General features: G+C 48.2%; 12 protein-coding genes. 7 read left to right on the top strand and 5 right to left on the bottom strand.

Annotation, left to right across the window (positions count from 1 at the left end; genetic code table 11):
• Positions 1–9 precede the first annotated feature (9 nt).
• Entirely contained in the window at positions 10–2463 is a 2454-nt protein-coding gene (locus HHL16_RS23040) for a penicillin acylase family protein (RefSeq protein WP_169427687.1), read from the bottom strand.
• 247 nt (positions 2464–2710) lie between these two features.
• Between HHL16_RS23040 and HHL16_RS23035 the strand changes: the two genes are divergently transcribed.
• Entirely contained in the window at positions 2711–3157 is a 447-nt protein-coding gene (locus HHL16_RS23035; RefSeq protein WP_169427686.1) for a hypothetical protein, read from the top strand.
• Between the two features lie 18 nt (positions 3158–3175).
• Here the strand turns inward: HHL16_RS23035 and HHL16_RS23030 are convergent, their stop codons facing one another.
• A complete protein-coding gene (locus HHL16_RS23030) occupies positions 3176–4267 on the bottom strand; it encodes a pyridoxal phosphate-dependent aminotransferase family protein (protein WP_169427685.1) in 1092 nt (363 codons plus the stop codon).
• A gap of 62 nt (positions 4268–4329) precedes the next feature.
• Between HHL16_RS23030 and HHL16_RS23025 the strand changes: the two genes are divergently transcribed.
• Entirely contained in the window at positions 4330–4941 is a 612-nt protein-coding gene (locus HHL16_RS23025; protein WP_169427684.1) for a tRNA-(ms[2]io[6]A)-hydroxylase, read from the top strand.
• Here HHL16_RS23025 and HHL16_RS23020 read toward each other — a convergent pair.
• On the bottom strand, positions 4938–5990 hold the full coding sequence (locus HHL16_RS23020) for a phosphotransferase (RefSeq protein ID WP_169427683.1): 1053 nt from the start codon (positions 5988–5990) through the stop codon (positions 4938–4940). The two genes, HHL16_RS23025 and HHL16_RS23020, sit on opposite strands and share 4 nt — an antisense overlap.
• A gap of 4 nt (positions 5991–5994) precedes the next feature.
• Positions 5995–7338, bottom strand: a complete 1344-nt coding sequence (locus tag HHL16_RS23015) for a Gfo/Idh/MocA family oxidoreductase (RefSeq protein ID WP_169427682.1) — start codon at positions 7336–7338, stop codon at positions 5995–5997.
• 62 nt (positions 7339–7400) lie between these two features.
• Here HHL16_RS23015 and HHL16_RS23010 point away from each other — a divergent pair, with 62 nt between their 5' ends.
• Positions 7401–8084, top strand: a complete 684-nt coding sequence (locus tag HHL16_RS23010) for a uracil-DNA glycosylase family protein (RefSeq protein WP_169427681.1) — start codon at positions 7401–7403, stop codon at positions 8082–8084.
• 419 nt (positions 8085–8503) lie between these two features.
• On the opposite strand, the gene HHL16_RS23005 is transcribed toward HHL16_RS23010, so the two are convergent.
• The gene (locus HHL16_RS23005; protein WP_169427680.1) at positions 8504–9412 is read right to left on the bottom strand and encodes an S-adenosyl-l-methionine hydroxide adenosyltransferase family protein; all 909 of its coding nucleotides are present in this window, start codon (positions 9410–9412) and stop codon (positions 8504–8506) included.
• 234 nt (positions 9413–9646) lie between these two features.
• On the opposite strand from HHL16_RS23005, the gene HHL16_RS23000 reads away from it, so the two are divergent.
• The 4 genes from HHL16_RS23000 to HHL16_RS22985 all read left to right on the top strand — a co-directional run bounded on the left by HHL16_RS23000 (position 9647) and on the right by HHL16_RS22985 (position 13602).
• Positions 9647–11008, top strand: coding sequence for an oligosaccharide flippase family protein (locus HHL16_RS23000; protein WP_206022541.1), 1362 nt, complete (start codon positions 9647–9649; stop codon positions 11006–11008).
• Positions 11009–11036: 28 nt separating this feature from the next.
• Positions 11037–12065, top strand: a complete 1029-nt coding sequence (locus tag HHL16_RS22995; RefSeq protein ID WP_169427678.1) for a glycosyl transferase — start codon at positions 11037–11039, stop codon at positions 12063–12065.
• Positions 12066–12068: 3 nt separating this feature from the next.
• Positions 12069–12587, top strand: a complete 519-nt coding sequence (locus HHL16_RS22990) for a hypothetical protein (protein ID WP_169427677.1) — start codon at positions 12069–12071, stop codon at positions 12585–12587.
• A gap of 205 nt (positions 12588–12792) precedes the next feature.
• On the top strand, positions 12793–13602 hold the full coding sequence (locus HHL16_RS22985; protein WP_169427676.1) for a DUF3857 domain-containing protein: 810 nt from the start codon (positions 12793–12795) through the stop codon (positions 13600–13602).
• Positions 13603–14241: the final 639 nt, after the last annotated feature.

Genomic DNA, 14241 nt, shown 5'->3' with positions numbered 1-14241 from the left:
GCTGAGCGGTTATTTTTGAAAGGTCATTGTATATTTTACCTGCTTGTTGCTGGCGTCTTCTTCGGTCATTATCCAGAGTGGTTGATAAGCGCCCTTGCTCCAGTCGTTCACCATATTGTCGTAGTACTTGCTGCCTGGATTGCCGCTTTGTCCTCCGGGGAAGATGCCGAATGCTTCGGTCTTATCTGTAAGATGCACAACCATTCTCCAGCTTGGACCATGGTATTGTTTGGTGGCATTGATGATATCTGCACCTCCACCTGTGGTGAGATGGAAACGGCTCAGCGGGCTGAGACGCAACAGGTGCCTGATGCCGGAATCTTTGTACTTGCTCCATTCGAGCATGCCTTCCTGTTCTGCTTTCGCAATTTCGGGCACTGCTTTTTTGAAAGCGGTAGTGATCACATCGCTCAGTGTTTCCACCTGCGGTGTGGTGATGTTATCGGCAAAAGTGAAGGCACTGTCTTTCAGTATGCCTTCCACCAGCGTGTAGTTGGTAGGGAACTCGTATGGTTTGGGAACATTTGCAAATTCATCGCTCCATACTTCCGATTCGAGCAGGCGCATCCAGTTGTTGAAGATGGCTACTGCTTTTTCTTTGGGTTCGTTGCGGAAATTCCAGCTGCAGATAATGCCGAGGTATTTTTGTTCGTCGGCGGATAATCCTGCTGCATTGAGATGTTTCAGCAATGCAGGCACAACGGTCTCTGCCATCACATTGAGATTGTCTGTCTGCAGTTGTTCCATCTGGTTAACCGTGATATTGCTCATTTGATGCAACCTGCGGTTGATGGAGATGCCGCGATACAGATTATAACTTCCACCTAAATAATATGGATAGGTAGAATCGGTGGGAAGCTGATTGGCGCTGCTCACAAATCCACGCTCAGGATTGATCAGATGCGGGTTTTGTGTGGAATCGATCATATTCTTTTGCGTCCAGAGATAACTGCTGTCGGTGCCGGGCATGATGAAATCGCCCTGGCGACGCCATTTGGCAGGGAACGAACCCTGCTGCCAGATAGCAATATTGTTATTCTTTGCAGCGAACACAAAGTTCTGTCCGGGACAGGAGAAATTGCGGATCGCATGCAGGTAATCTTCGTAATTGGCAGCGCGGTTGAGCTCATAGAAAGTTCTGAGTTCATTGCTGGCATCATGTGCTTTCCAGCGAACGGCGAGGTTGAGATCGCCCTTGGTTCTGCCACTGCCGGTGAAGCTGGCATCGTATTGAACAGGACCGAAAACAGTGTAAGCCACCGTGTCTTTCACATCTGCGCCACCTTTTACTTTGATGGTTTCGATATTGATCACGGAACTCTTCCAGCTGCTATCGAACCAGTATTGTTGTTTGGAATCGTCCTTGAATCGGATGCTGTAATAATCTTTCACATCGCGGCTGCTGTTGGTTACGCCCCATGCTACCTGATCGGTGAATCCGATGATGATGGCAGGTGCGCCGGGAAAGCTCACACCATATGCATTGCTGCCGGGTGTATGCAACTGCATTTCGAACCAGAGGGAAGGTAGATTGAGGCCGAGATGCGGATCGCTGCAAAGGATGGGCGCGCCGCTCGCAGTTTTGCTTCCGCTCACTGCCCAGTTATTGCTGCCATTGTCTTTATCGGGTTTGGCAACCGGTTGAATATGCACCGGTTCTTTCCAGTCGAAGTAAGCCGAGTCTGCGTTTGCAGGCATAGCATCGTGTATCAGCGGAGCATCGAAGGCCGTGCCTTTGGGCACGATGGGATCGAGTGAATCCGGCTGAATCGGATAGAGTTTCTCGAACACAGCTCTGCTGAGCACAGCTTTTGCATTGGTGTATTCGATATCGCTTTCTTCTCCAGACAGATCGTAACTCATGTATTTGAGAAAGAGTGCTGTTTTGAGATTGGTCCATTTTTCGGGGACATAATTCAGCAAGCGGTATTCGAGTGGCAATTCAGCAACAGTGCAGTTTTCGATGAATGCGTTCACACCTGCGGTATAGCTGTCCATCACCGTTTTGGTGGTGGTATCGGCTTCCATTACAGTGAGGGCATTTTTGGCGGCGTACACCATTCCGAGGCGGCGCATGTTGCGGTCGTTGTTCAGGATGGCGTTATCGGGCCCGGCTCCCAGCACTTCGGCCAGGCGGCCTGCTGCGGCATGGGTTTGGAACTCCATCTGCCAGAGGCGGAACTTAGCATGCAGGTATCCCTGAACGAAATAGAGATCGTGATCGTTCTGCGCAAATACGTGCGGAACCATCCGGTTATCGAAATAAACCGACACTTTCTCTTTGAGCGCATCGAAATCGAGGTCGAGGGAATAAGACTGATCAACTGGTTCTGCATTCTGCCAGCAGCCATGCTGCGGGCTAAGGAAACTGCCCAGTGGCGGCACGCTGCCCCAGGGCCTGTTCAATGCAAGGATCAAACCTATTGTAATTACGCCGGATACCAGCAAGGGAACAAGTCGCATAAACTCGGAAGGGTTTAAAGAATCGGATAAAAGTAATCATTTTTTTTATAGTTGTATATCCTTCATCACTATCCGATTTCTTATGTAAAAAAATAATGAAATGACAGTTCCAGAACAATACATGATAAAAATAATGCATTTGGCGGAAACCGCGCGGATCGGCATTTTCGGGCTACTGCTGTTATGTATGTCCGCGTGTAATGGCCACCGTTCGGAGCCGAAACAATCCACTTCAAAACAAAATACTATGATGAACGAAAAGATCCATGAATTTTTCAGCCAGTACGAGCAGCGGTTCACTGAAGCACTTGCAGGTAAGGATGATGTGGAAGCCACTGCCGCAGCCTTCGCATCCAGCTTTCTCGAAGCCTCTCCTGCCGGAGTGCAATGCGGAGAAAACAATGAGCAGTTCAGAAATATGATTCCCAAGGGTAATGAAATGTACCGCAGATCCGGCATGGTTTCCATGAAAGTGCATTCCCTGGACATTACTCCGCTGGATCAATTGCACTACATGGTGAAAGTGCACTGGAATTCGGTGTACCGCAAAAAGGACGGATCGGATGAGCCCATCAACTTTGAAGTGATCTACTTTCTCCAACACCTGAAAGACGAACTGAAAATATTCGCGTACATCGCAGGAGATGAGCAAAAAGTATTGCAGGAGCACGGCATAGAAACGCCCAAAGAATAAACCTGCCCTTAAAGCTGGTTACTGCAACAACTTCAGCAATGCGCGAACTTCTTTTTCGGTATTGAATGCATGCAGCACTATGCGCAATCGCTCGGCGCCTTTGGGAACCGTGGGATACAGTATCGGCCGCACATCCAGCCCGGCATCCTGCAACTGAGCGGCCACCTGTTTCACTGCTTCATTGCCCGGAATGATCACCACCTGTATCGGTGTTTCCGATACCAGCTTCTCAAACCGGATAGTTGCTTGCTGAAATAGTTTTATCAATGAAGCCAGCCATTCGCGTTCACTTTTCATCTGCGGGAAAAGCGCATATGCGTCCCGGATAGCCCGTACACTGCTTTGCGGCAAACTGGTGGTATAGATGAATGCCCGTGAAAAATTAATGAGGTAATCGCGCAGCAGCTTGCTTCCCAGCACCACCGCTCCATGGCAGCCCACGGCTTTGCCGAATGTATGCACGCGCGCGAATACACGGGTATGCAGCCCAAGATGCTGCACCAATCCTGCCCCCTGCTCTCCTACCACGCCTGTTGCATGCGCTTCGTCCACTATCAGATGGGCCTTGTATTTTTCGCAGAGCGCCAGCATTTCTACCAGCGGCGCCATATCTCCATCCATCGAAAAAACAGATTCGGTTACTACGAAAACATTGCCGGTAGCGGATTGCAATCGTTTCTCCAGGTCTTCCAGATCGTTGTGCCTGAATGAAAATGATTGCGCGAAACTCAGCCTGATGCCATCGCGGATGCTTGCATGGCTGAGGTAATCGTATATAATGGTGTCGCCACGCTGGGGAACGCAGCTGATCAATCCTACATTGGCATCGTATCCGGAATTGTACAGCAATGCTGCCGGACTTTCGTGGAATTTTGCCATCAGCTGCTCGGTACTTTCTGTAAGCACATCATTACCCGCGAGCAGCCGGGAACCGCCGGAACCATGCTTCAGCCAGGGAGCTTCCGTTCTTTCGAGCAGTCCGTTATGGATGATGCCCAGATAATCATTGGAACAGAGATCGGTTTTGCCTTCGGGCAGCCGAAGTGTGCGGAAGGCCTGCTGATCCCTGCGTTCCTGCAATTTTTTCTCCAGAAAGTTTTCCTGACTCATACCACAAAGGTAGAAGCCCTTTTGACATGAACCAATAATGCCGGTTTTACTACCTTTGCAGCATGAGTACGCCAGTTACTGATACCAAAAATATCCTTGGGCTTCAATTGCCTACGGATCCCCGCTGGGTTGATCTCGCAGGCCTGAGCCTCGAATACATTCTCACAGACCATGCCTATTGCGAGCAGAAAGCCGCCACCAGCTGCATTTCGCTGATCCAACGATACAGCGACAGAGACAGGCTGGTAAGAGAACTGGCTCCCATCGTAACGGAAGAATGGGGACATTTCCGACTCGTACTCGCGGAACTGGACAAACGCAAACTCCGCCTCGGCAAGCAGCGCAAGGACGAATACGTGAACGCGCTGATGAATTTCCAGCAGAAAGGCGGCCATCCCGAAGACGTGCTGCTCGACCGTTTGCTCATCTTCGCCCTCATCGAAGCCCGCAGCTGCGAGCGTTTCAAAAGACTGAGCGAAGGACTCGAAGATGAATATCTCCGCAACTTCTATCGCCGTTTCATGGAAAGTGAAGCAGGCCATTACCGCCTGTTCATCGAACTGGCAGACACCTATTCAAATCCCGAAAAAGTAAGGAAACGCTGGCAGGAATGGCTCGACTACGAAGCCGACCTCATGCTGCGCCTCGAAGTGCGTGGAGACAGAATGCATTAATTCTTTCTGCTTTCCAGATAGTCTTCCAGCCGCTCCAGCAGCAGCAACTGATTCAATGCCCTGTTGAGATTTTGTTCGGGGTAGCTGATTCTGTAGTACACATCGTTGTTGAGATGATCGGCAATGAAGCGGAGCGCCTGCATGTACACCATCATCAGTCCGGCTTTGTGGATATTCGCCTGCTCCGATGCAGTCAGCTGATCGCCGATGCCACAGAGATAGCCGTCCACAATAGCTTCGTAGAAATCGGGCCTGATGGTGATGGCTTCCCAGCTCGTGTTGTTCTCATCGAGCGTGCAGGCCATGCTGCGGATCATATCGCCGAGATCGGAGAAGAAGAGTCCGGGCATAACAGTATCGAGGTCCACCGGACAAATAGCCTGATGCGTATTTACATCGAGAAGAATATTGCTGAGTTTGCAATCGTGATGCATCACCCGCAATTTGTATTGGTCTGGGTTTTTCTGTATTTCATTGTAGAAGTCCACCAGATGGTGGCGTTGCCTCAGCTCTGCAATCACATGCGTGGCAGTGAGCAGGCGATGCTGCGTAGCCGTAGTTACGGCCTTTTCAAATTGATCGTATCGCATGGCCAGATCATGAAAGCGTGGGATCACCGGTTTAAGATCATCCAGCTTCACCGATGCGAGCGCGCTGGTGAAGTGCGCAAAACAGTCGGCTGTAAGCCTTGCTGCTGCTGCATCCTGTGGCACTGAGGCCGTGTATGAATTCTTTACAAACCTAACTGCTCTCCAGAACTGCTGCTGTGCATCGATGTAAAACAATTGCCCATCGCGCGCAGGGATCAAAGGTGGAATGGTGATGCCATTCTTTCCATGAACCGCTTCATAGATCAGCTGGTAATTATGTACAATGTCTTCGGGAGAATGAAACATGGTCTGGTTGATGCACTGAAGCACCACCTGCTCATCCTGTTCGTCGTAAGAGATCTTGTAAGTATGATGAATGAGACCTCCTTTGAGAATTTCCATATAGGGTTTGCCCTTTCCGAACTGAAGGGCTGCTTCAACAAGCTGGTGATTATCCATCGGATCAAAATTGGTCGTTCACTGCAAAATCATTTTTCCTGTACATCCACTGTCCGCTGGTGAAGTCGGGGAACTCAACGGTGTTGCCCCTTTCGATGCTGGTTTCACTGAGCGGTGTGATGGCGCTCCATGCTGCTGCATCATATACATCGAGCGGTGTAGCGGTTTTTCGTTTGATGGCTTCTACGAAAGCATGCAACACAAAGAAGTCCATTCCTCCATGACCAGCCCCTTCTGTTTCTTTGCTCCAGCGCGCCCAGAGCGGGTGATCGAACTTCGCCAGGTATGGATCGGCAGACTCCCATGTATGTCCTTTCGGGCTGGTGCCTTCGAGATAGATGCTGTCGTTGAGATCCATCCACAATCCTTTTGTACCCTGCACTCTGAAGCCGAGTGAATATGGGCGTGGAAGATTGGTATCGTGCTGCAACAAAATGGTTTCGCCGTTTGCGCAGTTGATCATAGTGGTTACAACATCACCCAATTTGAATTCAACTTTTGCATTCGGATGTTGCGCGCCTCCGTGATCTACGATGTAGTTATGCAGTCCACGCGCTTTTGTGGAGAATGAGCTCAATGAGATGAAACGGTTGCCGCGATTGATGTTGATCATCTGTGCAACAGGTCCGATACCATGCGTAGGATAGAGATCGCCATTGCGATGCACGGAGTGATTGGTTCTCCATTTTGCTTCAGAATATCCTTTCTCACCGAACTCCACCCCTTCTTTGTTGCTGGTTCCGTCGTTGAGTTTGATACCACGAAGATCGTGCTGGTAGCCGCCCTGCAGGTGAATGATCTCACCGAAAATTCCCTGACGAACCATGTTCAGTACAGCCATTACATCGCGGCGGTAGCAAACATTTTCGAGCATCATCACCTGTGCTTTGTGCTTCTCAGCAGCGCGCACCACTTCCCAGTGATCTTCGAGTGTGATGCCGAGCATTACTTCGGTACCTACATATTTGATCCCGGCTTCGACAGATCCTACAATCATCTGCGTATGCCATTCCCATGGTGTGGAAATAATCACCGCATCGAGCTCTTTCATCTCCAGCAACTTCTTCCATGCAAACGGATCGCCTTTGAATATTTTTGGTTCGGCCTTGCCGGCTTTTTTGAAAATATCGAGTGAACGTTGCAGCATGTTATCGTCGATATCGCAGATAGCGGTGATGTTCACATCTTTTCTGCGCAGCAGATTGCTGAGGTGGTTCTGTCCTCTCAGTCCTACTCCTATCATTCCAATCCTGATTATCTGTTGCTGTGCAAACAACTGCGACGAAGGAAGGAAAGCAAACCCAGCGGTAGCTATCCCGGTATTCCTTACAAATGATCTGCGATCCATGCTGTTAAATTTGTATAAATTGTAGGCAGCAATAATAGCCAAATTTGAGTAAAACCAACGCCATGACAACAAAACTTACGCAATCGTATGCGATACTCAATTTCTACAAAAATCTGCAACCAAACTTCGCGATGCCCGAAGGAGTAGAGATTATGAATCCCTTTGCAGATGAGGCTTCCAGCGAATTGGCAACACGCTTCTACAACAAATTCTACAACGATACCCATCCGAGAAAATTTATCTTCGGCATCAATCCCGGACGCTTTGGAGGTGGTGTAACCGGAGTTCCATTCACAGACCCGATACGCCTCGAAATCGATTGCGCAATTCCAAACGATATGCCCAAAAAAGCCGAGCTAAGCTCCATTTTTATCTACGAAGTGATTAAATTATACGGTGGAGCAACTGCCTTCTACAACAACTTTTTTATAACGGCACTCTCTCCGCTCGGATTCACAAAAAATGGTCTCAACCTTAATTATTATGATGATAAAGAATTGCTGAAAGCCAGCGAACCATTCATAATTGATACCATCCGAACGCAGCAACGCAATATCCGTTCAGACAGCGACACCTGTTTTTGTTTGGGTGAAGGCACCAATTTCAAAATATTTCAGAAGCTGAATAAACAGCATGGCTTCTTCAAGGAGATCATTCCATTGCCGCATCCGCGCTGGGTGATGCAGTACAGAAGAAAGCAGATCCCGCATTTTGCGGAAGTCTATGTAGAGAAGTTGCGGGGATGATCTCACCGGCCGGGCGTCGGAGGCATTGAAAAACATGCCGCGAAATGTGCCCGGCAGAGTTGTATCTCCGATGAAGACTACCGTTGGCAGCATTGAGCGTTGGTACAAAGCCACGCTTTTGTGCAACACATTTCAAGGGCAGTTTTCCAATACCTCCGCCGCCCTGGCCTGCTCCGTGAAAGTGCAGCTGAAATATTATTGCTGAAGTCCGGAAAAGCTGCACTATCAGCGAGCCAGGCCGGAGAAAGATATGCTGATCAGGTCCTTAAAATATGTTGCACGAAAGATCAGCATAGCACTACAGCCCCATCCTACCTACCTTAAGTTCCATCGGAGATACAATGCTGGCCGGCATATTTTTCAGACCTGATCAGCATATCTTTCTCCGGCGAAAAAACATCAATCATTCACGAGACCTGCTATTTAACTGAAGCCTTTTCCACTTTCACCTTCCAGTGAGGTCCGGAACCGATTTGATAGTGGGATGCGAAATTGCCCATGTTGATGGCAACGGAGAATTGCATCAGGCTGTTGATGTAAGCCATCACATTTCCTTCGGGCACATCTCCGAAAGTATGCACAAAAGGTATGGGTTGATTGAAAACGAGACTGTCCTTATGCAGCAGCTGCACCTGTAAAGAATCACCGGCTTTTACACCCAGGCTGTGCAGCAGGCTGTCAGGAATGTTCGTCCAGATATTGCCGTATTGCACATCCAGCACCGGTATCATGCCGGAAAGCTGATTTCCGTTTTTAGCGGCCTGCTGAAAAGGAATGCTGATAACGGTATCGGGTAGTTGTTTTCCTACCTGTTCAAATGAAATTACGCCGGCAGCCAGTCTGGCGCCGGTGAATGCGTATACATCGCGTCCGTGAAAAGTATAGGATTGATTGGATTGACTGCGGCGGTTTACAGCTTCATCGATTTCGCGGACGGCTGCAATGCCCATCGATTTTGCTACAAGTGTAAGTGTGCCGTTATCTGGTGTAACGAAGTAATGTCCTGATTTGGATAACATCACTACCGATTTTCTGACGGTACCAACACCGGGATCCACTACCGATACAAATACGGTTCCCTTCGGCCAGTACGCTGCGGTTTGTTCGAGCCGGTATGCGGCTTCCCAGATATTGTAAGCAGGGATTTCGTGTGTGAGATCGTAGAGTTTGAGTTCAGGAGATACGCCACTCGCTACACCTTTCATGGCGCTGACAGCTCCGTCTTTTAATCCAAAGTCCGATTGAAATACAACGGCAGGTTTTGCAGGGCGTGAGCAGGATGCGAACAAGATTATCAGCAATGCAATAATCAAACAGCACTTTTTCATGGAAGAAGATTTGGGAAACTAAATTAAGCAATAAATGCCCCCCTCCACAGACCCCATTGCAGGTTACGGCAAAATATCGTAATATTGCCGGGAATTCATTTACAAAATCGGGCGTAAAAGAAAGATCCTCATCCCATATCCATCCTGATATCCTCCCCATCCAATAATTTATGATGTAGCCCGTTTTCTTAAAGCAAACATTGCGAAACCATTCTACGCCCCAAAGCTTATGCCTTGAAACTGTTGAAATCGTCATTTTGGCTGCATTCTATTTTTTATACACTGTTACAGCGGTTTTCGCTGTTCTTTTTTGGCGCAGTGGCCTATATGGTGCTCGTACGCGGGCTCGATAAAGAAGTGAATGCCGTGTGGGCGCTCTACCTCACTATCCTCTCACTGTTTGAAACCATCAAACAGGGTTTGCTGCGCAATCCTACCATCAAATTCCTCAGCTTAAACGAATATGCTGAGAAGAAATATGCCGTGCAATCATCTTCGTTGGTGATCAATCTGCTTTTCTCCGCCATTGCATTGATTGCGCTGGTAGTTGGAGGCGGAGTGATCGGCGGCATGCTCAAATCGCCATCCCTTGTGCCATTGCTGCATTGGAGTGCAGCGTTCATTGTATTGCTGATCCCTTTCAATCACTTTGAAATATTGCTGCAGGCGAGGTATCAGTTTCAGCAGATATTCTGGGCTTACTTCATCAGACAGGGAAGTTTTTTTATTGGCATTGTGGTGTTGTATTTCTTCTACCCTCATCAGTTTACGCTAATGAACCTGCTGCTGTTGCAGGTGATATCACTCATTGCCGGAACCATATTGCTGTATCTGCCGGCAAGGTCTTATCTGGTTAAAAAATTCCATTACGAAAAGAGCATCATCATCCGGATGTTCCATTTCGGCAAATATATTTTCGGAACCAATCTTTGTTCGAACGTTACGCGAAGCTTCGATCACTTCATTACGGCCAATACGCTGAGTGCTGCTGTGGGCAAGCAATACGTGAGTTATTACAACACGGTGGCGCGCATCAATAATATGATCGACGTGCCGTCGCTGGCCGCTGCCGATGTATTGTTCCCCAAGAATGTGGAGAGCATGGAAGAACATGGAATGGCGAAAGTGAAATACTATTTTGAAAGAATGGTGGGTACAATTCTCGCCATCATTATCCCTATTACGCTGTTCATTTTTCTGTTTCCGAAACTGATCATTTACGTTATAGCGAGCCCCAATTATTACGAAGCTATTCCCATATTGCAGATCACTATTTTCACCAGTCTGGTTAAACCATTGGGCTACCAGTACGGATCAACGCTCGATGCCATCGGCAAGCCGGTAGTGAATTTTTACACCAGCGCCGTAATGATGGTGATTGCCCTGGTAACCACCTGGCTCTGCCTGCTGCAATGGGGAGGAATGGGCGCTGCTTATGCCACTGTGATCAACAGTGTGATCGGCGGAGCCATCATGTACTTTGTATTGAAAAAACAAATTCAGCTCGAAGTAAAAAATATTGTGAAGTACACTATCCAGAGCTATCGTGATATCTGGGCATTCAGAAAAAAACTAATCAGACAACCAGCGGCATAACAGCCATTCAACTTATTAATTAGATTGTATGAAGATCGCATTCACTATCTGTTCCAACAACTACCTGAGCCTCGCCCGTGCATTGGGAAAAACGTTGGCTGCTACCGGCAACGACTATCATTTCATTATCGGACTGGTAGATAAAATGGACGACCAGCTCAAAGATTGGTACGAAGGTTTCACCATTCTTCCCTGCGATCAGATAGGTATTCCCGACCTCGAAGAAATAGCGCTGAAATACAGCATCGCTGAATTCAATACGGCCCTCAAGCCTTTTTATTTTCAGCACCTGTTCAAACAGTATCCAGACGCGGAATACATTACGTTCCTCGATCCGGATATGCTCATCTACCGCCGTCTCGAAGAACTCGAACAAGGCCATCAGCAATATGAAATTCTGCTCACGCCGCATATTCTGCATCCGATGCAGCTCGATGGCAAAAACCCAACAGAGATCTCTTATCTCTCAACGGGTACGTTCAATCTTGGTTTCCTCTCTCTTCGTCAGGGACCGAATACCACTGCTTTTCTCGACTGGTGGAGTGAGCGTCTCCGTCACTTCTGCTATTTCGATTTCCCAAGCGGACTGTTCGTAGACCAGAAATGGGTTAACCTGGTTCCGGTATTCTTCGAAAGTGTATTTGTACTGAAACATCCCGGCTACAACGTGGCTTACTGGAATTTGCAGGAAAGAACCCTCAGTGAGTACAACGGACAATACTTCATCAATGAGCAATTCCCGCTGAGCATCTATCACTTCAGCAGCGTGGGAATTAAGCAGGGACTGCTTTTCCACAAACAGCAGGACCGATATACGGATGCCGATCTTCCACTGAACAAAGAATTGTTCATGGCCTATAGGCAGATTGTGCTGGATGAAGGATATTTGCAAACCAACCCCTACCGCTGCTACTACGTGGAAAAACACAATGCGCATGTGCTGCAGCAGCAGAGAAGCAGTTTTAGCGGACGGGTAAAACTCTGGCTGAAATCTGTGATCCCTGAAAAGAGACGTGCGAAACTGAAAAAGAAATTACTGGACTTTGCAAATAGCTGATGCATGGATCTTCTGTCGACCATTCTTGCCAAACATTCAAAAGAACAAACAGATCTCATCGTAAAATATATCGGCAAAGACCCAAAGCGCTTTGCCGATCTGATGAACCTCTTTCTCAAAGGCGAGTACCGGGTTACCCAGCGCGCAGCATGGCCGATGCGTATCTGCGGCATCAATCATCCGGAACTAGTGAAGCCCTGGTACGGTAAACTGATGCAAAAAATGAAGGAGCCCGGCGTTCACAATTCGGTGCTCAGAAATACCTTGCGGCTGCTGCAGTATGTGCCACTCCCAGAAAAATACCACGGCGAAATAATGACGGCCTGCTTCGACTGGATGGCCGACATCACCGCTCCGGCGGCTGTGAAGGCGTTCTCTATCACGCTGTTGCATCAGCTGAGCGGTAAATATCCTGAAATCGGGGACGAGCTGGCATTCATCATCAAAGACCGTTGGGACGAAGAAACAGCTGCCTTCCGCAGCCGCGGCCGGAAAGTGCTCGCCGCGCTCAAAAAACAATAACTTTTCTTTTTGGGCTTAGCCCCCGCCGGTATTGAATGCTGCACAAATTTTTACTAATATTGTGCAAATTAACCCCCTATGCACCCTTCTCCTTTACTGACCAATAACGGGCATCGCCACGCGTGCTGTTCACCACCGTTTCCCAACCGCTTTTACTGATCGTGCATTTACATAGGACCAGCCATTAACTCCTAAAAAAAAATCTATGAGATTCGTGTATTGTTGCGCGCTTATCCTGCTGATGAGCAACGCAATGTCACAGACGAAGGTGCCGGAGTACGGAACATTTCTGTCCACCGAAAAAGAACTGCAGATCTGTGAGTTCGATCCCGAAGCAGAAGCAGTGATCATTTTCGATCAGGCTTACACCACACATAACGAAGACCGCAACCTCATTACCAAAAGAAGAATCCGCATCAAGGTTCTGAAAGCAAAAGGTATCGAGCGGGGCAATGTGGAGATCCCCTACTATTCAAAAGATGAATTTGAAGAGATCTCAGGCATCAAGGCAATTGTGCGCAATGTATCTCCTTCCGGCGCTGAAGACACCAAAGAGCTGGCCTCCTCCGCTATTTTCAAATCGAAGATCAACGAAAGGGTTTCCATCGCAAAATTCGCCGTCCCCGATGTGCGCGTAGGAAGCATTTTCGAATACGAATACACCATTGTTGCCAAAAACTACAATGGACTGAACGACTGGAAATTTCAGTCGAGCCTCCCCATCATGCTCAGCACTTTCGATCTCGAAATAATGCCCAATCTGGAGTTTGCTTACCAGGTGTACAAATCACCATCATTGCCCCATCGACATAAAGAACAACAAGAATTCGGGAAGGATCTGTTTCGAGATGAAGAACATCGCTGCACTGCGCGACGAGCCCTTCATGGATGCTCCAAAAGATTACATTCAGCGGGTAGAATTTCAGCTGGCAGGTTATCAGGGAACATTCGGTGGCAGAACAAAATTCATGACCACCTGGGAAGATCTGGGAAAAGAACTGCTGGGCTATCCTGAGTTTGGCGGACAACTGAATAAGAATGTTTCGGGCGCAGATGATCTCGTCAATGAAGCCAAAGCCATCAGCGATCCGTTCCAGCGCATGAGCAAGATCTATCGTTATGTTCAGAAGAATATTTTCGCCAATGCCAGAACCTTCTGGTCGCTCAACGGCGTCAAGGAAGTATGGTCTAAGAAACTGGGAAGCAGCGGCGATGTGAATCTGCTGCTGATCAATCTGCTGAAGGCTGCCGATCTGGAAGTATATCCCATGCTGGTTAGCGACCGTGAAGTAGGAAAAGTAAAGGAAGGATATCCTTTTCTCGATCAGTTCAACAACGTAATGGCCAGAGTGATCATCGGAGATAAGGCCTATGTGCTGGATGCAGCAGCATCCTACACCCCTCCACATCTGATACCGCCTGCAGTAGTGAACACCAAAGGATTTGTAGTGAACAGAAAGAAGGGCGGCATCGTTTCTCTCGACGACGACCGCATGGATCGCAACCGCATTGTGGTGGTAGCGTCTCTCGACAAGGAAGGGCTTCTCACCGGAGCAACTACTGCAAGAAGTTATGATTATGGAAAATTGATCAGGGTTGGATCTCTTAACAAGAGCAAAGAGAAATTACTCGAAGACTATTTCACCAACGATTA

The sequence above is a fragment of the Pseudoflavitalea sp. G-6-1-2 genome (assembly GCF_012927185.1).
Taxonomy (GTDB): Bacteria; Bacteroidota; Bacteroidia; order Chitinophagales; family Chitinophagaceae; genus Pseudobacter.
The sequence above is the reverse complement of the archived record's forward strand: the minus strand, read 5'-3'. Positions and strand labels throughout refer to the sequence as shown.